This window comes from Moraxella sp. CTOTU49097 (assembly GCF_032064105.1).
GTDB classification, from domain to species: domain Bacteria; phylum Pseudomonadota; class Gammaproteobacteria; order Pseudomonadales; family Moraxellaceae; genus Faucicola; species Faucicola osloensis_B.
In genome coordinates, this window is record NZ_DAMBOA010000001.1 from 278,610 (window position 1) to 303,964 (window position 25,355).

24 protein-coding genes are annotated in these 25,355 nt (G+C 43.3%); 17 read left to right on the plus strand and 7 right to left on the minus strand.

Going from position 1 to position 25,355, the window contains the following annotated elements; genetic code table 11:
• The first annotated feature begins 63 nt into the window (after positions 1–63).
• The 4 genes from RT064_RS01290 to ruvA all read left to right on the plus strand — a co-directional run bounded on the left by RT064_RS01290 (position 64) and on the right by ruvA (position 3,808).
• The gene (locus RT064_RS01290; protein WP_313060452.1) at positions 64–1,254 is read left to right on the plus strand and encodes a phosphoglycerate kinase; all 1,191 of its coding nucleotides are present in this window, start codon (positions 64–66) and stop codon (positions 1,252–1,254) included.
• A gap of 175 nt (positions 1,255–1,429) precedes the next feature.
• Complete coding sequence (locus RT064_RS01295; RefSeq protein WP_135888019.1) at positions 1,430–1,834, plus strand: hypothetical protein; 405 nt, start codon at positions 1,430–1,432, stop codon at positions 1,832–1,834.
• Positions 1,835–2,042: 208 nt separating this feature from the next.
• A complete protein-coding gene (fba, locus tag RT064_RS01300; RefSeq protein WP_313060456.1) occupies positions 2,043–3,080 on the plus strand; it encodes a class II fructose-bisphosphate aldolase in 1,038 nt (345 codons plus the stop codon).
• A 107-nt stretch (positions 3,081–3,187) separates the two neighbouring features.
• Positions 3,188–3,808 (plus strand): Holliday junction branch migration protein RuvA, encoded by a 621-nt coding sequence (gene ruvA / locus RT064_RS01305; protein ID WP_313060459.1) that lies wholly within the window; start codon positions 3,188–3,190, stop codon positions 3,806–3,808.
• Positions 3,809–3,860: 52 nt separating this feature from the next.
• Here ruvA and accC read toward each other — a convergent pair whose 3' ends face one another.
• The 6 genes from accC to RT064_RS01335 form a co-directional block, all read right to left on the minus strand.
• Complete coding sequence (gene accC, locus RT064_RS01310; protein ID WP_313060461.1) at positions 3,861–5,228, minus strand: acetyl-CoA carboxylase biotin carboxylase subunit; 1,368 nt, start codon at positions 5,226–5,228, stop codon at positions 3,861–3,863.
• A gap of 56 nt (positions 5,229–5,284) precedes the next feature.
• Positions 5,285–5,704 (minus strand): acetyl-CoA carboxylase biotin carboxyl carrier protein, encoded by a 420-nt coding sequence (locus RT064_RS01315; protein WP_100269924.1) that lies wholly within the window; start codon positions 5,702–5,704, stop codon positions 5,285–5,287.
• Positions 5,705–5,872: 168 nt separating this feature from the next.
• Positions 5,873–6,358: a type II 3-dehydroquinate dehydratase gene (gene aroQ / locus RT064_RS01320; protein ID WP_313060466.1), complete on the minus strand. Its 486-nt coding sequence runs from the start codon at positions 6,356–6,358 to the stop codon at positions 5,873–5,875.
• Positions 6,359–6,371: 13 nt separating this feature from the next.
• Positions 6,372–7,553, minus strand: a complete 1,182-nt coding sequence (locus tag RT064_RS01325; protein ID WP_313060468.1) for a tRNA nucleotidyltransferase/poly(A) polymerase-related protein — start codon at positions 7,551–7,553, stop codon at positions 6,372–6,374.
• An 83-nt stretch (positions 7,554–7,636) separates the two neighbouring features.
• A complete protein-coding gene (locus RT064_RS01330) occupies positions 7,637–9,943 on the minus strand; it encodes an NADP-dependent malic enzyme (protein ID WP_313060471.1) in 2,307 nt (768 codons plus the stop codon).
• A gap of 141 nt (positions 9,944–10,084) precedes the next feature.
• Positions 10,085–11,599 carry a protein adenylyltransferase SelO gene (locus tag RT064_RS01335; RefSeq protein ID WP_313060474.1) on the minus strand — a complete coding sequence of 505 codons (1,515 nt, stop codon included), beginning with the start codon at positions 11,597–11,599 and terminating at the stop codon, positions 10,085–10,087.
• A gap of 315 nt (positions 11,600–11,914) precedes the next feature.
• On the opposite strand from RT064_RS01335, the gene RT064_RS01340 reads away from it, so the two are divergent.
• Positions 11,915–13,258, plus strand: coding sequence for a calcium-binding protein (locus RT064_RS01340; RefSeq protein ID WP_313060477.1), 1,344 nt, complete (start codon positions 11,915–11,917; stop codon positions 13,256–13,258).
• A 44-nt stretch (positions 13,259–13,302) separates the two neighbouring features.
• The gene (gene lipB / locus RT064_RS01345) at positions 13,303–14,049 is read left to right on the plus strand and encodes a lipoyl(octanoyl) transferase LipB (protein WP_313060480.1); all 747 of its coding nucleotides are present in this window, start codon (positions 13,303–13,305) and stop codon (positions 14,047–14,049) included.
• Here the strand turns inward: lipB and RT064_RS01350 are convergent.
• Positions 14,030–14,983 carry a LysR family transcriptional regulator gene (locus RT064_RS01350; RefSeq protein ID WP_313060487.1) on the minus strand — a complete coding sequence of 318 codons (954 nt, stop codon included), beginning with the start codon at positions 14,981–14,983 and terminating at the stop codon, positions 14,030–14,032. The genes lipB and RT064_RS01350 overlap by 20 nt on opposite strands.
• 255 nt (positions 14,984–15,238) lie before the next feature.
• Between RT064_RS01350 and RT064_RS01355 the strand changes: the two genes are divergently transcribed.
• The 11 genes from RT064_RS01355 to RT064_RS01405 all read left to right on the plus strand — a co-directional run bounded on the left by RT064_RS01355 (position 15,239) and on the right by RT064_RS01405 (position 25,349).
• Positions 15,239–16,345 carry a DUF805 domain-containing protein gene (locus RT064_RS01355; RefSeq protein ID WP_313060493.1) on the plus strand — a complete coding sequence of 369 codons (1,107 nt, stop codon included), beginning with the start codon at positions 15,239–15,241 and terminating at the stop codon, positions 16,343–16,345.
• 214 nt (positions 16,346–16,559) lie between these two features.
• Positions 16,560–16,979, plus strand: a complete 420-nt coding sequence (locus RT064_RS01360) for a hypothetical protein (protein ID WP_313060496.1) — start codon at positions 16,560–16,562, stop codon at positions 16,977–16,979.
• A gap of 137 nt (positions 16,980–17,116) precedes the next feature.
• Positions 17,117–17,863: a hypothetical protein gene (locus RT064_RS01365; protein ID WP_313060499.1), complete on the plus strand. Its 747-nt coding sequence runs from the start codon at positions 17,117–17,119 to the stop codon at positions 17,861–17,863.
• 274 nt (positions 17,864–18,137) lie between these two features.
• Positions 18,138–18,866 (plus strand): protein TolQ, encoded by a 729-nt coding sequence (gene tolQ, locus RT064_RS01370; RefSeq protein ID WP_313060503.1) that lies wholly within the window; start codon positions 18,138–18,140, stop codon positions 18,864–18,866.
• 63 nt (positions 18,867–18,929) lie between these two features.
• A complete protein-coding gene (gene tolR / locus RT064_RS01375; protein ID WP_099808002.1) occupies positions 18,930–19,397 on the plus strand; it encodes a protein TolR in 468 nt (155 codons plus the stop codon).
• Positions 19,398–19,513: 116 nt separating this feature from the next.
• Entirely contained in the window at positions 19,514–20,479 is a 966-nt protein-coding gene (tolA, locus tag RT064_RS01380) for a cell envelope integrity protein TolA (RefSeq protein WP_313060506.1), read from the plus strand.
• 126 nt (positions 20,480–20,605) lie between these two features.
• A complete protein-coding gene (locus RT064_RS01385) occupies positions 20,606–21,916 on the plus strand; it encodes a TolB periplasmic receptor (RefSeq protein WP_313060509.1) in 1,311 nt (436 codons plus the stop codon).
• A 73-nt stretch (positions 21,917–21,989) separates the two neighbouring features.
• Positions 21,990–22,982, plus strand: coding sequence for a hypothetical protein (locus RT064_RS01390; protein ID WP_313060512.1), 993 nt, complete (start codon positions 21,990–21,992; stop codon positions 22,980–22,982).
• Between the two features lie 74 nt (positions 22,983–23,056).
• Entirely contained in the window at positions 23,057–23,569 is a 513-nt protein-coding gene (locus RT064_RS01395) for a DUF4870 family protein (protein WP_313060514.1), read from the plus strand.
• A 205-nt stretch (positions 23,570–23,774) separates the two neighbouring features.
• Positions 23,775–24,818, plus strand: a complete 1,044-nt coding sequence (locus RT064_RS01400) for a quinone-dependent dihydroorotate dehydrogenase (protein WP_313060516.1) — start codon at positions 23,775–23,777, stop codon at positions 24,816–24,818.
• A gap of 24 nt (positions 24,819–24,842) precedes the next feature.
• Complete coding sequence (locus RT064_RS01405; RefSeq protein WP_313060519.1) at positions 24,843–25,349, plus strand: CvpA family protein; 507 nt, start codon at positions 24,843–24,845, stop codon at positions 25,347–25,349.
• Positions 25,350–25,355 lie beyond the last annotated feature (6 nt).

A 25,355-nucleotide genomic window follows, 5' to 3' on the forward strand; every position in this document is an offset into this window, starting at 1 on the left:
ATGTGACGACGTTTTATCAACCCCTACGGGTCACCATCCTGTTGTTAACTTAGAGGTTAATCCATGCAATTTGCTCGTTTAAACGATATTGATGTTTCTGGCAAAACAGTTTTGATTCGCGAAGATTTAAATGTACCGTTAAAAGATGGCAAAATTGCCAATGATGCCCGCTTAAAAGCAAGCTTGCCCACTATTCAGTTGGCTTTAGATAAAGGCGCAGCGGTTATCGTGTGTTCGCATCTAGGTCGCCCAGACCCATCAAACCCTGAAGCCAAATATTCATTGCAGCCCGTCGCAGATTATTTGGGCGATGCTTTGGGCAAACCTGTCAAATTAGTAACTGATTATGCCCAAAATAATGTGACAGTAGCCCCAGGAAAAGTTGTGCTACTGGAAAATGTACGTTTTAATGCGGGTGAGAAGAAAAACGATGCCGCTTTATCTGAACGCTACGCCGCTTTATGTGATGTATTTGTGATGGATGCTTTTGGTACTGCTCACCGTGCTGAAGCGTCAACAGAAGGCGTTATTGCCAAAGCAAAGACTGCTTGTGCAGGTCCATTATTGGCGGCAGAGCTTGATGCATTAGCCAAAGCTTTAGATAACCCAGCCAAGCCCATGCTTGCGATTGTTGGCGGCTCGAAAGTTTCTACGAAGTTGGATGTGCTTAAATCATTGGCAAAAATCTGTGACCAAATCATTGTGGGCGGTGGTATTGCCAATACATTCTTGGCAGCCAAAGGTGCCAATGTCGGTGCATCGCTATATGAAGCCGACATGGTGGAAACGGCGAAAAGCATTATGCAAGAAACCCATGTATTATTACCTGAAGAAGTGGTCGTCGCCAAAAAATCACAGATTGATTTTGATGATTTTTTGGGCTCGCTAGCATCTGCCGATGCGGTAACCAAATCGGTCGATACCATTGCTGATGATGAAATGATTTTAGACATTAGTGCAAGCAGTGCGGCGAAACTTGCCGATGCGATTAAAAATGCCAAAACTATCTTATGGAATGGACCTGTCGGCGTATTTGAAGTCGATAAATTTGGTGAAGGTACTAAAATCGTTAGTGAAGCAGTCGCAGCAAGTGCAGGCTTTAGCATTGCAGGCGGTGGTGATACGCTCGCTGCGATTGACAAATACAAGGTCGCCGATAAAGTAAGCTACACATCAACCGGGGGCGGGGCGTTCTTAGAATTTGTGGAAGGTAAAACGCTACCTGCCGTGCACGCACTGAGCCAACGTGCCTAAATGCTAACAATCGTTATCATTAATTCAGCGATTTAAATTTATCATCGCTGAATTAATGTAATGTTAAGTTAATATTTGTATGGTAAACATTGTAATTAATTGCACCAAAAATATATTGTCGATAAGATATTATGCAAGTATGTATAACCATATGTTTGGCGTTTAAGGAATGAATATGTTAAAACGTAATTTAGTATTGGCAACTTTATTAGCCACTTTATCAATCACGGCATGTAGTAAAAAAACCGAAGAAGCCGCAGCTAATGGTCAGCCTGAAGCCGCAGCAAGCGCAGCGGGTCAAGACATTAAAGACGCGACTGCCAGTGCCGCTAGTGCAACAGCAAATGCAGGTGACGCAGTTGCCAGTGCTGCCACCACAGGTGCCGCGGTTGCCCAAGGCGCAGCAATCAACGCCACTGAAGCTGTTGCCAATGGTGCCGCGCAAGCCACCGCAAACGTAGCCTCTGCTGTAGCGACTGGTGCAGCCAATGTAGCCCAAGGTGCAGAAGCGGTTAAAAACGATGCAGCAAATAGCAAAACTGATATCCAAACCACGGTACCAGAAAAACAAAAATACTAATTTTAGCATTCAGGCTAAAAAGCCCCAAAATGATTTTGGGGCTTTTTATTGGGCTAGCTATTTTTTCATAATATCAATCATTTCAAAGTTATTTTTTTGAATTTAAATTGTAGTGCACTTCTGTTATACTCAAGCCTTGTCCAACACGGCAAAACCCAATTTTTCTAAAATTTTCAATTGATTATTAACTTTACTAAGAGAAAGTAATATGGCTTTGATTTCTTTGCGTCAGCTTTTAGACCATGCAGCAGAAAACAACTATGGTGTTCCTGCATTTAACGTCAATAACTTAGAGCAAATGCGTGCCATTATGATGGCAGCTGATGAAACTAACTCACCTGTGATTGTGCAAGCATCGGCAGGCGCACGCAAATACGCAGGCGCCCCATTTTTACGCCATCTTATTTTGTCTGCCATTGAAGAGTGGCCACATATTCCAGTGGTTATGCACCAAGACCATGGCACCAGTCCAGAGGTTTGCCAACGTTCAATCCAGTTGGGTTTTTCATCGGTGATGATGGATGGCTCGTTAAAAAGTGATGGTAAAACCCCTGCAGATTATGATTATAATGTGGCAGTGACGCGTGAAGTGGTAAAACTCTCTCATGCTTGTGGCGTATCGGTAGAAGGTGAAATTGGCGTTTTAGGTAGTCTCGAAACCGGTATGGCTGGCGAAGAAGATGGCGTAGGGGCAGAAGGTAAACTTGATCATTCACAGCTATTAACCAGCGCCGATGAAGCTGAGCAATTTGTCAAAGATACCAATGTCGATGCCCTAGCGATTGCAGTCGGCACTAGTCACGGGGCGTATAAATTTACTCGACCACCTACCGATGATATCTTATCGATTGCACGCATCAAAGAAATTCATGCCCGCATTCCTAATACTCACCTTGTAATGCACGGCTCTTCAAGTGTGCCACAAGAATGGCTCAAAGTGATTAACGAAAATGGCGGCAATATCGGTGAGACTTATGGTGTGCCAGTTGAGCAAATCGTAGAAGCCATCAAACATGGTGTCCGTAAAGTCAATATCGACACCGATTTACGTTTGGCATCAACGGGTGCGATTCGCAAATTCCTCGCTGAAAACCCAGCAGAATTTGACCCACGCAAATATTTTGCCAAAACCATCGATGCCATGAAAGCTGTCTGTGTCGATCGCTATACTGCATTTGGTACGGCGGGTAATGCGGATAAAATTCGCCCAATTAGTCTAGAAAAAATGGTTAGTTTCTATAACTAAATACTATAACTAAGTTTTAGCAAATGACTAAAAAGCATGACATTCAAGTGGGTTGACTGAGGTTGCCCACTTTTTTATTGGATTAAATTATTTGTAGTGAGTCATCAATGATAGGATTAATTCAAGGGCAAGTGCATCATCTAATGGCACCTACGGTAGTGGTAATGACAACAGCGGGCGTTGGGTATGAAATTGAGATGCCGCTCAATGCATTTTGCCAAGTACAATTACATCAGTCCGTCACCTTATGGACACATTTTTTGGTACGCGAGGATGCTCAGTTGTTATTTGGGTTTTTAAGCCATAGCGATCGGGAAGTGTTTAGACTGTTGCTTAAAGTCAATGGGGTTGGGGCAAAGATGGCCTTGGCGATGATGTCAACCGTAACGGTGCAGGAATTGCACCAGTTTGTGATGAACAATGATGAGCTGGCATTGACGCGTATTCCAGGGGTCGGTAAAAAAACCGCACAGCGATTGATTGTTGAATTAAAAGACAAAATCAAACACTTAGGTGATACGTCAGGTTTTGCCCCTTCATTGCCACTAGCGACCGATAGTGGCAATGAAGGCATTATTATTGCTGAAGTCGAAGCGGGATTGATTGCGCTAGGTTATCGCGATAAAGAAGCCCAAGCTGCGATAAAACTGGCTAAATCTGCCATTGATTCACCGTTAACCATCCAAAATCTGCTTAAAGCATCTCTGAAAAATTTGGCGATGAATTAAAATTGCATAAAAAAAAGAGGCTCAAATGACCCTCTTTTTTTTACTGTTAACTTTATTCTTTTTCTGTTTTTGATGTCTCTGGATGAGATAATAAGTTTTTTTCTAGATAATGAATGTTTTGCGCTTGTGTACAAAATGACTTGTCTTGCAAAATCACATCACGATGCAATGGCACATTGGTTTTGATGCCGGTGATAATCAGCTCGTCAAGGGCATGGCGAAGCTTGGCAATCGCTTGTTCACGGGTTTGCCCATGACAGATTAATTTGCCAATCAGTGAGTCATAAAAGGTAGGGATGGCATAGTTGGGATAAAGGTGCGAGTCAAAACGTACACCGCTACCATTTGGCATAAAAAAGTGGGTCACCGTACCGGGTGAGGGCATGAAAGTTACTGGGTCTTCGGCATTGATACGGCACTCGATGGCATGACCACGAATTTCGATTTCGTTTTGACGATACGATAAGCCATAGCCAGATGCGATTTTAAGCTGCTCAACCACTACATCAATGCCGGTAATCATTTCGGTGACAGGGTGCTCAACCTGTACGCGGGTATTCATCTCAATAAAGAAAAATTGCTCGTCTTCATATAAAAATTCAAACGTCCCTGCACCGCGATAGTTAATTTGCTCACAAGCACGGACGCAAGCTTGCAAAATAGGCTCTTTAATATCATCAGGAATCTCTGGGGCAGGGGCTTCTTCAAGCACTTTTTGGTGACGACGTTGTAGCGAGCAGTCACGATCAAATAAATGAATGGCATTGCCTTCGCCGTCACCTAACACTTGCACTTCAACATGACGTGGATTTTTTAAAAAGCGCTCCATATAGACGCTATCATCCCCAAACCACAATTCGGCTTCTTGTTTGGCGGCTTGCACTTGAGATAGTAACTGCTCAAGGCGTTCAACAACCCGCATACCACGACCACCACCGCCAGCTGCTGCTTTGATTAACAGAGGAAAACCAATGGCTTTAGCTTGCTCTTCAGCGTTAGCCAGAGTGACGCTACCCACTGAGCCAGGGACGGTAGGCACACCGGCTTTTTTCATGGCGTTGATAGCCGATATTTTGTTACCCATTAAGCGAATGTGCTCAGGTGCAGGACCTACAAAGGTTAGCCCTGCCTCTTCCACGCGTTCGGCAAATTCGGCATTTTCAGATAAAAATCCATAACCTGGGTGAATGGCATCAGCGCCAGAAATTTCTGCGGCTGTTAAGATAGTATCGATATTGAGATAGCTTTGACTGGCATTTGGCTTGCCAATACAGATGGATTCGTCAACGAATCGAAGGTGCATCAAGTTGTCATCTGCAGTTGAGTAGACGCCCACCGTTTGGATGCCAAGCTGCTTACAAGCGCGAACAATGCGAAGCGCAATTTCACCACGATTGGCGATCAGTAATTTTTTTATCATTGCTATCCCTAATTTTTATCGATAATCAAACTTCAAATATACAAAAAAGTTAAAAATTAAGACTCGTAACGGACAATCGGTTGACCAAATTGCACCACATCGCCGTTTTGTACCAAGATTTCTGCAATGATACCGCTTTGGGTGGCTTCAAGCGGGTTCATGATTTTCATGGCTTCAATAATGCCTAAACTATCGCCTGCTTGTATCTGTTGACCCACCTTAATAAATGGCGCGTCATTAGGACTCGGTGCAACATAATAGACTCCAACCATTGGAGATGTTTCTACCATGCCAGATTTTACAGGGGCAGCATTAGCGGTTGTCGTGGTGGCTGTAGTTGCTGTGACGGGTTGAACATTCGCTTGCGGTAAATGGCGTGAAATAGAGACCTTTTTATCACCATCTTGTACGGTTAATTCTGCTAACGTTCGCTCTTCCATTAAGTCAATAAGTTGCTTGATTTTACTTATATCCATATCCTAACTACCTTAAAATTATACGCTTCATAGACAACTAATTCATAGATTGCCGTATTGTAACAAGATTTTTCTAAAATAAATAGATATAGCAGGGTATATTTGTGTACGTTTGTACACTTAAAATTTGCTGCCATGTTGCTATTGATTTTAGGCTAAATTGTGTTGCTACTGATATTTTTGAACCAGATAATTAAACGCTGCGGTATAACCAAAAGCGCCCATGCCACAGATGACGGCTTCAGCTTTGTCGCTAAAATAAGAATGCTGTCGAAATGGCTCACGCGTGTGAATATTGGAAAGATGTACTTCTATAAAAGGTTTATTCACGGCGAGTAGCGCATCGCGAATTGCCACCGATGTGTGAGTAAAGGCAGCGGGATTGATGATAATCGCGTCAATCTGCTCATCAGGATCTGTGGTCAACAAACCGTGATGATGGATTTTATCAATCAGGGCAGATTCTTGATTTGTTTGAAAACAGGTGAGTTTAACTTGATGATTGCTGGCTAGTTGTCTTATATCATCTTCAATATGTTGTAGGGTTTGAAATCCGTAGATTTCTGGTTCTCGCTTGCCAAGCAAATTAAGATTGGGACCATTTAATACTAACACATGGGTTAGTTGGGTCGTTGTTGCTATTGCTGTCGTCATGATGATGCTTCCTTTATCGTGGCTGATTTAAAATTTCCTCAAGTTTTTGCAACCTTAACCTATCAATGGCTTCACCGATCTGTTTGCCGGTCAGCTCGCTTGCCACATCTTTGGCAGAAATTTGAGTTAATTGCGTTTTGATGGTGGCTAACAGCGCGCTTTGTTTGACCTGTTGATAAAGATGAATGACTTGTAAGGCTTGCTCTAAAAGTGAGGTGTCTTTAAGGCTATTACTCAATCTTAACAGTTCAAACAATGGGTCTGCAGTTAAGTGATCGAAATTTTCTAATTTATCAAAGTGCTCAAGAATAAATAACCCCAATCGCTCAGCGTTTTTTGGCACCTTTAAACCTTGGCAAAATTCTAAATACTCAGTGGTTCGGTTATTGTGTTGCTGGTGAGACTTAAAGCAGGTGGCTATAAGGGCGAATTTCATGACGTTGTCCGCTTGTTGCTCTCCTGCCATTCGTAGAGCAGATAGCATTAATTGCCATTGCTTAGGATTATCATTCGATGCTTGATACAGTTTTGGCATAATGACATCGAGGACATTGAGCTGATAAAGCGTGTCAAAATAAATATCCGACCAAGCCTGCGTTAACGCTTTTGAGGTCTCTGACCATACCCGCTCAGCGACAAGATGATTGAGCTCACCTGCGGCTTTCATTTGACTGGTAAGTTTAGCGGTTGTTTCATCGACTGTAAATCCAAGTGGCGCATAACGACTGGCAAAACGGGCAAGGCGCAATACACGTACCGGATCTTCTGCAAACGCGGCGGACACATGGCGTAATTTTTTTTGCTCAATGTCTGCTAAGCCACCATACGGGTCGATGATATCGCGCGCATCAAATTTGCCCCGTTTAAAACCGCAGTCAAACAAGCCGTTGACTTGTATGGCCATGGCATTGATGGTGAGATCGCGCCTGGCTAAATCTTCTTCTAAAGTGACAGCGGCGTCAGCGTGTACGTTAAAACCAAGATAGCCGTTACCGCTTTTGCGTTCTGTGCGAGCCAGTGCATATTCGTCGTGGGTCTTTGGGTGTAAAAAAACCGGAAAATCGGCACCTACTTGCGAAAATCCCAGTTCAAGCATCTGCTCAGGCGTTGCGCCGACCACCACATAATCGTGTTCAGTGACCTCGCGCGCTAATACATAATCGCGTACCGCACCACCGACCAAATAAACTTGCATGACTCCCCCGATGTTTTAATTAAATTAAACCCATAAAAAAACCAGTTTAGAGCACTAAACTGGTTTTATCAATCAACACAAAATTATTTTGCCAATTCCTGCGCTTGCGTTACCGCTACAGCTGTCATATTGACGATACGACGTGCTGTCGCAGAAGATGTCAAGATATGCACAGGTCTTTGCGCGCCCAATAACAATGGCCCGACAGTGACACTATTGGTCGCCGTTTTTAGCAAGTTAAATGCGATGTTAGCCGCATCTAAGTCTGGCATGATGAGTAGGTTGGCTGAACCAGTCAATTTGCTAAATGGGAATGAGGCATGGCGGATACGGTCATCAAGCGCGGTATCACCATGCATTTCACCGTCAAACTCAAAATCAACATTCATATCGGTCAGTAAATCATAGACTTGACGCATTTTTTTGGCGCTTTCAAAGTCAGATGAACCAAAGTTTGAATGTGATAACAATGCCACACGCGGTTCAAGACCAAAACGGCGGACTTCTTGCGCTGCTAATACTGTCATTTCCGCTAGTTGTTCAGCGCTTGGGTCTTCATGCACGTAAGTATCAGCGATGAACAAGTTACGACCTTGAATTAATAAGGCATTTAACGCATAAAAATCTTTAGCATCCGCTTGTTTTTTGATGACGTTTTGCACGTAGTTTAAGTGCAAGTGATATGAACCAAACGTACCACAAATCATACCGTCAGCATCGCCACGTTCAACCATTAGCGCGCCAATCAAAGAAGTTTTACGGCGAACATCACGACGTGCCAATTCAACCGTCACACCATTGCGTTTGTTCATCTCATAATAAAACTGCCAGTAGTCTTTGTAACGTGGGTCGCTTTCGATGTTGACTAGGTCATAATTTTCACCCGCCACCATGCGTAAGCCCAACCGTTGGATTTGGTTGGCAATAATGGTGGGACGACCGACCAAGATAGGTTTTGCCAAGCCTTCATCCACCACCACTTGCACTGCCCGTAATACGTTTTCATCCTCACCTTCACAGTAAACGATACGTTTTGGTTGTTGTTTGGCACGGGTGAAAATAGGTTTCATCAAGAAGGCAGAGTTATAAACAAACTCTGAGAGTTTATCGCGATAAGCACGCATGTTTTCGATGGGTAGCGTGGCAACGCCAGAATCCATCGCAGCTTTGGCAACCGCTGGTGCAATCTCCAAAATCAAATTTGGCTCTAGCGGTCCCGGGATTAGGTATTCACGACCAAAACGTTTGGTTTCATCCACCGTTTTTTGACCTTTTTGTGGGGTGGCTTCCACATGTGCCATAGCAGCAATGGCTCGCACGCAGGCAATTTTCATTTCTTCGTTGACGGTCGTGGCACCCACGTCAAGCGCCCCACGGAAGATATACGGGAAACACAGTGCGTTGTTTACTTGGTTTGGATAGTCAGAGCGGCCTGTGGCGATAATCGCATCGGGACGCACCGCTTTGGCGTCTTCAGGTAGAATTTCTGGGTTTGGATTGGCTAGGGCAAAGATAATGGGATCTTGCGCCATGCGTTTTACCATATCTTGGGTCAGCATGCCAGCGGCAGATAAACCTAAGAACATGTCTGCGCCTTCAATCACATCCGATAAGCTTTTGGCTTCAGTATCGCGGGCGTAACGCTGTTTTGACTCATCGAGGTTTGCGCGGTTGCTGGTGATAATACCTTTTGAATCGCCTACAAAGATGTGTTCTTTTTTTGCGCCCAATGCACAAATCAAATCTAAACAAGAAATTGCTGCGGCACCTGCACCAGATACCACAATTTTGATGTCTTCGATTTTTTTACCGGTAATTTCTAGCGCGTTTAATAACGCGGCCGACGCAATAATCGCGGTGCCATGTTGGTCATCATGGAACACAGGGATATTCATGCGTTTACGCAGTTCTTTTTCAATATAAAAACACTCAGGGGCTTTGATATCTTCAAGATTGATACCGCCAAAGGTAGGCTCTAAAGAGGCGATTGCTTCGATGAATTTATCCGGATCGTTTTGTGCCACTTCAATGTCAAACACATCAATGCCGGCAAATTTTTTGAACAGGACACCTTTACCTTCCATCACAGGTTTTGACGCCAAAGGACCGATATTGCCCAATCCTAAAACAGCGGTACCATTGGTCACCACACCGACTAAGTTGCTACGCGCGGTATAAAGCGCGGCTTTTTTGGGATCTTTTTCAATTTCTAGACAAGGTACGGCAACGCCAGGCGAATAGGCAAGTGCCAAATCCCGTTGGTTGGCAAGTGCCTTGATGGGGGTAACAGAAATTTTACCTGGCCGTGGATTGGCATGATAATGCAAGGCGGCTTGTTCAAATAATTCTTTGTCTGATAAGCCATTGTTGGTCGGCGATAATTTATCCATAATATCCTTCGTTGCGACAGTCGTTTTCGAATCGTAGTGTTCGCTATTCTAGCACTATTGACAGATTGATGACTAGTTGAGTACCCGCAAAAAATAAAACTAGTTAGCTAAAAAATCGCGCTACCGACCTTGTCTATCACCTCAAGATGAGCAGCTGACGCATATTTCAGGCGCATCTGCCAACGGTGGCTCGGTGTCACTTGGCTTGGCTAATGCACTAACTTGGTAAGGATTAGCCAATAGCTGATAGACTCTATCCACCTCGCTCATGTCATTTTGTTCAGCCAATTCAATGGCTTGCTGTGCCATGCTGTTTCTTAGGACATACACGGGATTGTGGCTCATTACCAACTGCAAAGAATCCTGCTGTAATTTGGTATGGTAGATAGCAATCCAGTCCGCTAAGGTGGCATTAGGTTGACCGTTACTGCTACTAATTGAAATTTTCAACTGATTAAGTAAATTAAATTCATGTAATAGGTTTAATTTATCATTGGGCTTGGCGTCAGCGACAATAGCTACCAGCGCTCGCAAGCTGTTGGTAAAGTCAAGTTTGTTTTGCTGCATAATCTCTAAGTACTGCAAAGCAAAGTCACAGTTTTCTTCACTGATGGCTAAGCCAAATTTTTGGCAGAGACCTTGCTGATAGTAGTGATAAAAAATCTCACCAAAACTGTCTAAAATGTCGGTTAACTGCTCGCGCGACAAGGTTTCTGGCGGATGATTGGCGGTCAGTTTTTCGCCATTAAGGCGTAAAAATAAGGTAATCAGACGTGACAAATTCCAAAGTCCAATGGAAGGCTGGTTTTGATAAACATAACGCCCGTTGTAATCAGAATGGTTGTTGATCCAAATCGGATTAAAGCGCTCCATAAAGCCGTAAGGACCAAAATCGATGGTCGCGCCCGTGATAGATAAATTGTCAGTATTCATCACCCCATGGGCAAAGCCAATCAGCTGCCAATCCGCCAAGGTTTTGGCAGTTTTATCAACGACTTGTCTTAAAAAATCTTGAATGGGCGTGTCACTGTCAAAACAGTCGGCGAAATAAGTTTTGATGACATAACGGGTAAAATACAGCAATAAATCAGGCGCATAATTTGCCACCCATTCAAAATGCCCGAAGCGAATATGACAATCTGCGGTACGTAGTAGCGCCGCGCCGCGTTCACGTGTCTCACGGTTGACAGGGGTATCTGAAACCACAAAACCCAGTGCATTGCTAGACCGAATACCCAAGCAATTAAGCGCATGACCTGCCAAATACTCTCGCACGACGCTTCGAATCACCGCACGACCATCCCCCATGCGCGAGTAGGGGGTTAATCCTGCCCCTTTCAGATGTAAATCGATCAATTGTCCGTCTTTATCGATTACCTGCGCGAGTAATAGACCACGACCATCGCCTAATTGCCCTGCCCATTGCCCAAATTGGTGTCCAGCATACGCCATGGCTAATGGTTCAAAGCCGTCGGGAACGATGTCACCGCCCAAGATTTTGACCCAATGCTGTATTAAAAATTCATCATCTGCCCAACCAATTTGGTGGGCGACTTGCGGGTTAAAATGTCCTGCCTGCGGGTTGGTAAGCGGTTTGGGGGGTTGTTTATGATAAAGCCTTGGGTCAAGCGTGGCATACGAGTTTTCGATTTTCATAATTTTTCCATTTTGATAGGCATGACTAATCTGGCGGTTAAATGCCCGCTGTTTTGGGGCGTTTTAAGTCATTAATTGCGCTATAATAGCGCGTTAACAGCCGGCTGAAAATTTGATTAAGCTTGCTGACGTTTTTGAAAATTTATATTGCTTACTATACCTTTATCCGACGATAGCGTCTGTGCAATAACTGTGCATGAGGCAATGCCGCTATAAAACTCACTTTTTGCTGTCATTAAGTATTGCTTGATAGAAAATCCGCTTAAAAAAGCAGTTAAAAAACTACCTAAAAAGCCACTTGCGTAAAGGAAGGTCATGCCTACGTTAGATCTGAACAATCCCAACAATGTCTATTTGGTTCAGTCGGGTTTTAATGTCCAAGATATCGAAAAATCGCCTACCTTGGTTAATTTGCTCAATCGATTCCAAGGTAACTTACTCATTGATGAGCAAGATACCACCGTTGGTGCCGGCGCAAAAGCCTACGGCAATACCATTCATATTGCTAAAAGTTACAAAAATTTTTTGAACATCGCCCATGAGCTAGGGCACGCAACCGGTCAATACCAACAAATCAATCGTGATAAAAACAATTTGTATCAATTTGATACACCACAAGCCTATGGAATGGCACGCGCCAAAGCAGAGGGTGAGGCAACTTATTATGAGTTTTTGGTGGCAAAAGAATTAGGCTATCAACGGTTTGTCAAACCCTTGTGGCTTGATAACGCGGCAAAACCGCAAGATAAAGATGTGTTTACTGAAGTTGATGAAATCATGCGCCAAGCTATCAGTGACAACGACAAAATAACCCAATTGGCAGTGCTCAACCAGAGCATGTTGCCCAGTGGGCAGTTTCATGCGCCACTTTATACCTATGATGAATACAATACCTTGGTGTTCTTGAATAACCGTTTTGCTATTTCGCGTATATCGCAAGATTATCAGCAAGCATTTGGCAAGCCACTGGATTGGAACAGTTATGAAGCCAAATCCCTTGCTAATAAAGCTAACCAGCATTTTGGCACCTTAGCTAATGACGTCATCATCAATCACCATATTGACGGTTCTGTACTTGGACAGCAGGGTGTAGGGGATTTATTATGGGGTAGTCAGGGGGACGATGTGCTAGTGGGTAATAGCGGTCAAGATCGGCTGCTAGGCGGTGCTGATGATGATGTGCTCATCGGCAATGCCGGTAATGATGTGCTGGTGGGTGGCACGGGCAATGATTTATATTATTTCACCAAAGGATTTGGTCATGATACCATCATCAATGTGGGCGGTGGTAAAGATACGCTTTATCTTGCGGATAGAGGCTATGACGAGTTGAGCCTAGTCACTCAAGAAAAGCAGGATTTAACGCTGGATTTTGCAACTAGTTCGCCCAATGACAATGAGAAAACCCATAAAGCGACTGATGATCAACTTACCATCAAAGATTTTTATTTGGGCGGCGATAACGCCAGTTTAGCCATCGGTTTTGCAAAAGGCGGCAACGCCAACCCTGCGACGCTGATGCCAGTCAGTCAATTAACCAGTCAATTAACAAATTTTGGCTCAGTCGCAGAGCGTGATATGACTGATTATCAGCCAGTGCTGCAAAAATCTCTTTTACAATTGGATAAAGTCAATGTTACTGCTACAAACGACAAATAAGCGGTTTGTCACACAAACGCAAAAAGCCACTGTAAGGAAATGCGATGTTACCATTAGAAATTAAATATTTGCAAAACGCTCAATATGAACCAACTCATGCAGCGATGCTGGCACGCGTGTTATCGCGTATCGAGCAAAAAAAATCTGCCAGCAGTGAGCAGGCGCAGCTTAGCGCTGATGAGTTATGGATTGTAGATCATGATAATGTGTTTACGCTGGGTCAAGCGGGCAAACCTGAACATATTTTGCAAAGAGATAATACCCCCATCATCCACACCGATCGTGGTGGTCAAGTCACTTGGCATGGTCATGGGCAATTGGTGGTATATTTTTTATTTGATTTAAATGCGTTGGGGTGGGGCGTGCGCGATTTGGTCAGCAAAGCTGAAACCATCATCATTGATGTCATCACGCCTTATTTGCCGCCAGATTTTTATGCCAAAGCGCGTGCGGATGCGCCAGGGGTGTATGTGTATAACCAAGACGATTTAGAACTTGGTAAAATTGCGTCACTGGGATTTAAAATAAAACACGGCTTTAGTTATCATGGCATCGCCATCAATGTACAAAATGATTTGACCCCGTTTCAAATGATTAACCCTTGTGGCTATGCCGGCATGACCATGTTGCGTCTAGCAGATTTTGCGGACGTGGATTATCAAATATTTACCCAACAATTCATCAACCGTGTCAACCAAGAACGTCAATTTAGCCTAAGCAAACAAAATCTTGCTAGAGGCTTAAATATAAGAGACTTTAATATAATTGTGTTTAATTCAAAGATTGATTAGAGTAGGTAATGCCTTTAGCTTCATACACTTGGTAAGTCGCCTGCAGTAAATCATCAATATACGGATTGGATTGGTGTGCCAGTACATTCATAAAAATCGGGGTTGTCGCATCTTCGTGACGTAGTCGATGATAATGAATTTGCTCGGTACGGACGGTTTTTAAACTATCAGGCACTAAGGTGATGCCTTCACCTGCCGCCACCAAGCCCAAAGCAATTTGGATATCGCGCACTTTGGTGGTCAAATGAGGTGACAACTGATGGCGGGCAAACAAATACATGAGTTGGTCAGTTTCGCCATTCAATAGCGGATTTTGCAGGATTGGCAAGGGCGTGCGATGATACAAAATGAGCGTATCTTCTAGCAGCTCCTTAAATGCGATGCCGATATCATCGGGGCGTGATGCCAAGGGGTGCGCCATCGGCAGTGCCACCACAAAGCGTTCATGCCGTAAAAATACCTGTTGTACAAAGTTGTCATTGTGTCGAAATCTTCCAAACCCTACATCGATGTCTCCCGACTTTAGTGCTGACATTTGCTGCTCTGAATTGATTTCGACTAGCTTGATATCCAAATTGGGGTGTCGCTGTTTGACTGTAGAAATAATCTCAGGCAACAAACCGTATAGCACTGAGGCGACAAATCCAATCGTAAGATGATTGCTTCGATGCGGCTGGGCAAAGCGCTGAGTCAACTCACTGGCTTGCTCAAGTTGCAACAATATTGGCTCAATCTGTGCCAAAAAAAAATGCCCTGCTGCAGTTAAGGTCATTGGGCGGTGATAGCGATCCAGCAATTCGACACCCAGCTCGCTTTCAAGTTGCTGGACATGGCGGCTTAACGATGGCTGAGATATAGCCAAGGTTTTGGCAGCTTGGCTAAAACTGCCTGCTTTTGCCACTACCAAAAAATAGGTGAGTTGGGAAATATCCATATCAATACTCAATGATCATTAAAGCGTTGTGTTATTTGGGTTAAAAACTGTTTACTTATTCAATAAATTTGCTATCAAGCCAAACCATTAAATCAATGTCACTAAATCAATGTTACAAAAAATGTCAAATTTATGTCCCAAGTTCAAGATATTCTAACCAATATATTATAAAATTTGGGCAATACTATGCTAAAAACATTATGCTAAAAACCTTACGCTAAAAAAAGTTTAAACCTCTAGATTAAGTTGCTCATTATGGCCATCCGTCTACCCAAGCCAAAAAAAGCCCAGTCTTTACCCCCCATTGAACCCAGTTTCGATAGTATGCATCAAGTTGATGAAATAATTGAAACTGAAGCTGGTACGTCTTTTGTCACGCTAACCGAGATACATGAAGGCTTTAATAATCGTCGGTTTTTTGATTGGCACGGTCGGGTTAGCCGTGTTCAGTTTTTAGTGTATTCTACCTTTAATGCGTTGATAGCACTAATGCTGGTCGCTTTTTTATTTGTGATGATTGGTGGCTTTCAAGGCATGGTAAATGCCAGTAGTGAGCAGTTGCCGATGAGTTTGCTCGGCGCAAGTAGTGTGGGTGTGGCGGTTTTGTTTTATCTACAGCTTGCCGTTAGCAAATGCCGCTTTAATGACCTTAACAAAACAGGGTGTCTTGCGCTATTGATGCTAGTGCCTGGGGTAAATATCTTAGTTTACCTTTACTTGCTAGCAGTCGAAGGGACTGCAGGCGCCAATTATTATGGCTTACCTGCTAGACCTGCTACCCAGTTAAAAACGGTACTGATGGTATTGATTCCGCTTTTAGTCATTTCACTTATCGGTTTGTTAACCCAAGTTGTCGTGCCCAGCTATCACAGTTATCAAGTGATGAAAAATAGTAGAGACGCTCAAAACAATGTCATTGTGACGGCAACAAACCCTAGCCAATCGGCACAGACATTGCCTGCAACTGCTTCAGCGGTTGCCGCCTCGACCCCTCAACCAGAGAATTTAAGAACAGAAGCGGTAATAATTACCGGTGAGCAATTAGGGAACGGCGTGGCTTCCACCCCACAACCCCCCGCGCCAGCGAACGTCAATCCCACTACAACCACCAATCAAGTGTCAGACACGCTTGCCAATACGCCAAGTAGGACTAATCAGATGCCTGAGGTGCCAACTGACGCCGTTAATTCTAATAGCTCAAATCCCAATACTCAAAATCTTAATATCCCAAATCAAGGTTCAAATGATCGCGCGCAGACGGGCAGCAATCCAACAACGAATGCCACTAATAGTCAAGGGGTGGTTTCTTATGAAGACTTTGTCAAAGCCTCTGAACAACAAATATTTATCGATAGAAGATAATTTGTTTAAAGCAAAGGTTAAATAAATGGTTTAATCCTGATAAAAGTATAAATTAACTGTCAATTAGTTTAACTGTTAGCGGTTTACAAACGGTTTCAAATCTGCACATTTGCTAATACAAGTTAGCTAAGTATAACAAAACCACAATCAAACCTATGATTAAATAACGGCATGATATCCCTATAATGTTATCTATCAAGAAGGGGTATTTAACATGAAGATTAACAAAACACATAACGATATAAGGAGTGGCTTAGCATCTAAAAGTCAAAGTTTGGCGTCTCAGTTAGTTTTTGCTGACGTGGCTGAGCATGATTATCGCCAGGCAACCGTCAAATCGGTATTACCGCATTCGCTTAGTTCTCAAACTTATTTGGCAGATTACTCATATAATTTTTTTACCATAAAAGATGAGGACAATCAATTAACCAGAGACTTACGGTTTAAAGATATTTTTAACAAGTCTGCAAAGTTACCAAGAAAATCAGCCATAGATGATTTGACGAATGATTTAACAACCGATAACAAAATCGATAATGAATCTTGGCGATATCATCGTAAATGGCTCAGTGTCGTCTTTATGATTTGGTTCTTTTTAGCGGTCGGTTTATTGCTAAACGCTGCCTATTATTAGCTAAAAGTATTAGTTACAACAGTTTTTTAGATGAATCATTACATTTCACCATGTGATGATTTTTTTTGGCTCAAATAAATGAAAAAAGTTTTATAATGAAGTAATTGTGATAAACCAACCAGTTAAAAGGAAATCGCTTGCTAGTCACTCAAACGGATGCTAATACGCCAACTATCGATTCAATGCTCGATAATCAAACAAAAACTAAGAATAATACAGCTATAGATTTGCTGGCACTTATCACCGATACCATGCCGCAGTGGAAAGTGCATCGATGTCAAGTGACGGACGGGGTTATCTCACAGCATTTGCCTATGAAATTTATTTACCATTATGAGTATTTATCCGACTTACTCAAACTGCAGCATCCGTTAAATGGTCAATTGCTAGCAAGCTTTGATCGATTGCTGACGCGAGAACAATTTGCGCAAATGCTTGGCATTCATCTGAGCCAAGTTGTCAATCCTTGGCAAATAAAGTTTGCTGGCAAATTGGTGGTGTTTTACCAACAACCTGATATTGCATTGCGTTTGCATTGGGTGAATACTCGCAAAACATTTGAGCCTATCTACCTCTCATCAAAATTATCTCAAACAGAAGCTTTGCCCTATGCGATTGATAATGCTTTTAGCAATTGGCAGATTACCGGGGTAGAAATTATTCAAAAAAATCCACAGATTGAGCTTGTGTATGACAGTGATGACACCAATGGCACCCAAACCATTTTGCCTTCCACCCAATTTGTGCCCGTGCCTGCGCCGTTAGCCCATTGGATGATGGCATATTTTCAGTCGCATCCTGTCATTGCCAACGAATGGTTGGCGCTAATCAAATCAGAAGCGCAATTCTATGCCCAAACACAGCAGTTTATTGCCGACCCATGACTTTTATGCGTATCTTTTTAGCCTTAGCTTTTAGTCATACCAGTCATGCCATTATCAATACTAGCAAAGCCCTAAAATTTTTATACGATTAGCCAATGTTATTGGTTACAATATGCTTATGTTAATTCTAGTGCTCGACCTTATAATTGCACTAGTTTTTGGTTTTAATCGGGTATTGCTGGCAGGCTTTTGACAAGCTGGCATCAAAATATTTAGTGATTCATATTTAGTAATTTATATTCAGTGATTTGGATGGTTGGGGAAGCATAACTTTATGGAAGGCTCGATTGATCTCGTTAGTTTGGTGACGCATGCCAGTATTTTCGTCAAAATTATCATGGGCATTTTATTATTTGCTTCTTTGTTGTGTTGGGTCACTATTTTTCGTTTAAGTAGTCGTTTGGCAATTGCCACGCGCGCCGATAATTATTTTGAGCAAACCTTTTGGTCAGGGGTTGAATTGCCAACCCTATACAAAGGCGTTCAAGGTAATCCTGATAGAAGTGGACTTGAGCAAATCTTTTTTATTGGCTTTAGTGAGTTTTTAAAACTGCTCAAAAACACCCAAGCACGTAGCGAAATCATTGAAGGCGTCGAGCGCAAACTTCGCGTTGGCTTAGGTCGTCAACAACTCGAGCTAGAGCAAGGATTACCGTTACTAGCCAGTATTGCTTCGGTCTCGCCTTATATCGGTCTGCTTGGCACAGTCTGGGGAATTATGACGGCTTTTATGGGCTTATCGACTTCTGCGCAAGCCACACTAGCTGCGGTTGCCCCTGGTATTGCCGAAGCCTTGATTGCCACGGCGCTCGGGTTATTTGCTGCGATTCCAGCGGCTCTGGCTTTCAACCATTTTACCGCAAAAAACGATAAAGTTTATCAAAGTCGTAGCCTGTTCTGTGATGAGATGACGGGCATGTTGCTGCGACAAACTGTGGATACGACTACCAATTTACCGACGGGGCTAAATTCACCTGCTATGATGCCACCGCTCGCTCGCTAGATAAATGCTAAACGCTAAATGCTAAATGAATGTTAGATAAATTTTATTGAACAACTTGACACTATGAAAGCAAACCCTTACAGCCGTAACCGTCCTCAAAAACTCAATGCGGGTATGAATGTGGTGCCTTATATTGACGTTATGTTGGTGCTGCTTGTTATATTTATGGTGACCGCGCCCATGCTAACGACGGGGGTGGATATTGATTTGCCAAAAGCGCAAACCAAATCACTACAGCAAGGCACGCAGTTACCGGTGATTGTGTCACTAAAATCTGATGGGCAGCTATATTTAAGTACTCAAGACAAAACCGATGAGCCAATGAGCGAAGCGGCACTAATCGCGACTTTGAATAATTTACAATCTCAGCCTCAATACCAGTTCGATGGTAAGCCCAATGTCAATGTGATGATTAATGCCGATCAAAATAACCAATATGGTGATATTATCCAATTGATGGCAAAATTGCAGCAAGCGGGCATACAAAAGGTTGGGCTGTTAACGGCACCGCCAAAACCAGCCAGCAAGTAGCTTTTTAATCAAACAGCTTTTAAATGAAGCAGCTTTTTAATCAAGCAGCCTTCTAATACGATGACCTTTTAATTTTTGATTGAACATTTTTGCTAGAATAAGGAAATACTGAGACGATGTATGCTGAAGTGACCTCAGTCTATGTACCCGTCAAAACACCCGATTACCCGGTATGGGCGATTGTTCTCAGTGCCATTGCCCATGCGTTGGTGGTTGGGTTATTGTTTTTCTTTTATCATAACGCCCCACCAGCGCCCATGGAAACCTCTTTGATTACCCCTGAGCAGTTGTCAGCAATGCAAGGGCAAATCAAAGCCAACCAACAAAACGAGCTTGCGCAAAACCAAGCCACGGCTGGCGAGATGGCTGGTGCGCCCACACCGTCTTTAAATTCCCAAACCCTATCAACTGTGCCAATGAACACGCCCCATTCGACCTCAACCAATCAAATTGAAACGGTGAAAGATAATTTGGCCGCCAAGCAGGCGCAATGGGAAAAAGAGCAGGCGCTATTTGCTGAAAAGTTAGATCGGGAAGTAGCAGCCGAAAGACAGAGCGTGATTGATGAATTAAACCAGCACAATGAAATCCAGCAGCGAAATCTGCAAGATTATAAAATTGCCGAAAGCAATATTGATGAGGTAAAAAAAGAAATACGCGCGAACAATGCCGCTTATAATAAAAATCTCAATGCCAATAGCGAGCGGCAAAGTGACAATAATATAAAATCACTGGATTTGGGTAAAGATGGTCAATCTACAGGTGCAGTGCAATCGCAATCATCTGGCGGTCAAGGTTCTAGCAAACGTGGTGGTGCATCGGGTGGGAGCTCGGCAGGCTATGTCAGTCAAGTCATGGCGATGATTGATGCAAACTGGAATGTACCAACCAATAGTAATGGCAATTCATTAACGGCGTCATTTAGCATTGCTGCGGATGGTACAATTAGTAATATCACTATTCGCGGCAGTAGTGATGCGGCTTTTAAAGCAAGCTTACAACAAGCAATCAACCAATCAAGTCCACTGCCACCACCGCCCAATGGGGCAAGAAGCATGACAGGCAATTTTAAAGCTAAATAGTAAAAATAAGTAGTAAAGCTAAATAGTGTGGTAGCGCTTAGTCTTGCCCAATCTTTTTTGGCGATCAAAACAATGCTATTATTTTAAAACCACTTTTTTAATAATTATAAATGTTGCAGGCTAATTATGAACCAGACTTTTTTTAAAGCGACAGTCGTTGCCTTGGCTACCACTGCGATGCCACCTCTAGCGAACGCTGCTGATAATGTTGACTTTACCCTAGTCAAGCAGGCACCACGGTCAAACTTGCAAGTCGCCATCGTACCATTTGCTGGCGCAGAGAGTATCTCAGGGATTGTCACCAATGATTTGACCAATTTGGGGCAATTTACCTTAGATAGTAATTTACCAGAGCGGCCTCATAGCAGTAGTGAAGTCACTTTGCCTGTCTGGCAGCATAACGCCGTCCCTTATCTGGTGGTCGGCAATACGCGCAGCAATCGTGGCAATGTTGAAATCAATTTTGAAGTGATTAATGTGGCGACAGGCGAGGTGATACAGGGTCTGCAAACCGTCACCACAAGAAATAACTCGCAAAGTTTGCGTATGGCAGGGCATAAGGTTGCTGACCGTATCTATGAGATATTGACAGGCATCAAAGGCGATTTTTCTGGGCGCATTGCGTATGTGGTGGAAACAGGCAAGCCTAAAAACCGTGTGTCACGTTTGGTCATTTCTGACGTGGATGGGTTTAACCCAAAAGTGATTTATGAGTTTAACGGTACCATTAAAACCCTAAACACCTCTGCTGACAATCAAACCTTTACTTTCCAAGTTCAGCCCGACAAGCTAGGCTATCCGCAGGTCATGTCTGCCAATATTGTTAGCGGGGCAGTCAGCAATTTGACGAATTTTAAAGCCATGAACTATGGCGCATCCGTGAGTAAAGATGGTCGTGTGATATTTAGTAGCAGTTTTGAGAACGGCATACCGCAGATTTATTTGGCGCAAGGTGGCAATTCTCGTCGCTTGACCAATGACCCTGTCGGGGCTATTTATCCTAGTTGGGCGCCTGATGGGCAATCGTTTGTCTATACTTCAGATAGAGCCGGTGGTAAAAAAGGCGGTAATAAAGGTCAAATTTATCTCTACAATCTGGCAACCGGTAGTGAACAGCGTTTGACGGGCGGCGGACTGAGCAGCATGGGGCGCATCAGCAATGATGGTAAAAAAATGTCCTATTTGTCAGGTGCCAATCAAGGCGCGGTGATGGATCTGGGTTCGCGCTCGGTAACTGCTGTAAATAACGTTGGGTTAAGTGAAGCCCCAGGTGTCTCACCCAATGGACAACATTATATTTACTCCAATAAAAATGTCATTACCATTGTATCCAATGGCAAATCCATCAGCATTAGCCCCTCCCAAAATGGCGTACCCAATGGCTTGATTTATGGACCACTTTGGCTCAATCCAGACGCCAATAATGTTTTGCCGTAACGAAACCTCAAATACCATGAAGCATGTTTATCAATTACCCCGTTTATGGTGCGCCGCTGTTATGGCAATTGTCATGGCAATTAGCTTGGCTATGACAGGGTGTCAGACTATGGGCTCGCCATCAACAACCTTATCTAACACCTCCTTGCAAAGTTCGGCCTCATTGCCCAAAGTCATAGCGACTGCGCCAACTAATTTGCCGCACATGGATGCTAGCCAGCTGTCAGGCAAGTTAATTTTTATTTATTTAACCGGATTTGGGGAAAATCGCCAAGCGCAGCTGATTGAAACCCAAATCGATGGCAGCGACCCAAAGACTTTGTATAAGGTCAATGGGACGATAATGAGCTTATCCGCCAGTCGGTTAGGCGACCGACTGATTTTTACAGTTCAAGCAGGCAAAAGTTATCCTCAAGTCGTTATCCTTGATAGAGCAACTTTGCAAGTTACTGATGTTTCTGGGGTTTCTGCCAAACGTACTCATAATTTTAGCGGGGCAATCTCCCCCGATGGACGCCAATTGTTACTAGCAAATAGCCAAATGGGCAATCCAGAGATTTTTTTGACTGATAGCAGCGGCAATATAAAACAACAACTGACCCATCAACCAGCGATTGATTTAGCCCCTGTGTGGTTGCCAGATAGTCAATCCTTTATATTTACGTCAGATAAAGTCAAATTTTTACAACCCCAACTTTATCAGTACTATTTTGCAAAACAACAATTTTTGCCTTTAAACTTGCCTGGTAAAACCAATGCCATCGCTCGGGTTAGTCCCACGGGGCGTTTGATAACCTATGTCAGCGATAATAGCCAAGGCAGGCTCGCAGATATGGCAACTAAAAAAAGCATCGCTATCAATAATGAAGGATTGGCTGAACCTGCCAACTTTTCGCCCGATGGCAACTATTTGCTGTATTCGGCAAAAAACCGCATAAAAATCACCCCAGTACCGACTTTTGAGACGTTGACACTGCAGCAGTCACCTGCTAGCTGGACGATTCAGTTTGCCGATAGCAACCACCAACCATTTACCATTCGAGAGCCGATTTGGGTAAACTATTAATTGTCAATAACAATCAATTGAAATTCTATACTACGACCCGATAAAAAAGTAATAATCATTGATGGAAAATTATAATGAACCTAGAAAAACCAACAGACTCTCACACACCTGACCCAGCCAACCCACAATTTGGTAGTGGGGCGAATGGTTATCCATCAGCGTTACCGCAATACACGCAGCTCAGTCAAAACTTACCGGTGACCCAAAGCCAAATCAGTTATAACCACATTACTTATGCGCTTGCGCTGTTTAGTTATTTTACCGCGGGACTGACTTGGATTATTCCCATTGTGATGAATTACTTAAAGCGCGATGAGGCTAGGAACACGTGGCTTTATAGTCACTTTGATTGGCAAATCAAAACATTTTGGTACAGCATATTTTTTTGGGTGATTGGTTTTGTCATGGTGATTTTTGCAACGGGTGGGCTATTTTTTGGCGCCGCCGTTGATAGCAATCATACGATGGGTGGTAGCTTTATTGTCGGTGCTTTAGGCGGCTTGATAATCGTCGCCACAGTCTTATGGCATCTGTACCGCATTGTTCGTGGTTGGATTGCCTTGTCAAATGGTCGAGCCGTGCCTTAGCCTTCGATATAGCAGTTAAGGCAAATAAAATTGCAGGTGTTTATTTAGTGTCAACACTGATATAATAGCTTTTCTGATTTTGACGAGATAGTCATCACACAGCACGTTAACGGGTGCTATCTCTCAAGCTAAATAGGTTAGTTCTGCTTGTATAAAGGGCAGAGTCAATTAGATTCACCCATGCAATGTGAGTGCTTATTCAACTATGTATGCCTTTCTTCGTCCGTTCTTATTTAATACCGATCCTGAAAAAGCCCACGAAATCACATTATCGTTACTCGAAAAATCGCAAAAATTTGGCATGCTCGGGTTTTTATACGGTAAACAAGAACTAACAACTGAATGTATGGGGTTAACCTTTACCAATCCGGTTGGTTTGGCAGCAGGGCTTGATAAAAACGGCGAATATATCGATGCGTTAGCGGCATTGGGTTTTGGCTACATCGAAATTGGTACGATTACCCCAAAACCACAGCCTGGCAATGACAAACCCCGTCTATTTCGTATCAAAGAAGCCCATGCCATTATCAATCGCATGGGATTTAATAATAAAGGCGTCGATTATCTCATTGAGCAAGTCAAGCGTGCAAAATATCAAGGCATTTTAGGTATTAACATTGGTAAAAATGCCAGCACGCCGGTTGAAAATGCCCTAGATGACTATATTTATTGTCTAGAGCGCGTGTATCCTTACGCGTCTTATATTACAGTGAATATTTCCTCTCCCAATACCAAAAACCTGCGTGACCTACAAAGTGGTGATGCGCTTACGGCGCTGCTTGATGGTATCAAATCACGCCACAGCCAACTGGCTAGCCAACATCAGTATTATGTGCCATTAGTGCTGAAAGTTGCCCCAGATTTGGAAGAAGACCAAATTGATTATATTGCCAAAGAATTGGTGCGTTTTGATATTGATGGGCTGATTACCACCAATACCACCCTAAGCCGTAATGGGGTAGAAGATTACAAAACCAGTCAAGAAGCAGGCGGGCTATCAGGTCGACCACTCAGTCACCGTAGCACCCAAGTTCTTGAGCAGTTTGCCGAACGCTTACCAAACTCAGTTGCGCTTATCGGCGTAGGCGGCATTGACAATGGTCAACGTGCGGTTAAAAAGATTGAAGCAGGTGCGGATTTGATTCAGCTCTATAGTGGTTTGATTTATGAAGGACCAGAGCTCATTCAAACCTGTGTTGAAGCCATTGACGGTTATCGTCTAAGCCAACTTTCACCGTCTACTTTGTAAATCCCATAACACGAGCTTGACCCGATGACTTTGTTAGATATGCTAGTGTTGTTTGTATTGTTTATTGGGTTGTGGCAGGGATTTAATAATGGCTTGATGCGCTCACTGGTAGGCATGTTTGGTTGGCTATTAGCACTGCTGCTAGCCAGTTATTTGGCAAAACCTTTAGCGCCGTTTTTTGTTTCACTGACTGGATCAACCGGCCTTAGTATCATTGCGGCATTCTTGGCAATTGGCTTATTTGTCATCGTGGGACTGCAAATCGTATTATGGGTGATGAGTAAAACCTTGCAAGGTCTTAGGCTGAGTATCTTAGATAAATTGGCGGGCGCAGGGTTTGGCTTGGTCAAAAATTTGGTCATTGTGTTGATGGTGCTCAGTTTATTGATGCCTTTTTTCAGTCAACGTGACTTTTGGCAGCAGTCTAAGTTTGCCAATGCGCTACTGCCACTGGCACCTTTTGCCACACAAATCACCCAACAGCTTGCTACCACGCTGGGTAAAACCGCTGCCGATAAAATGGGTCAATAGTGGGGC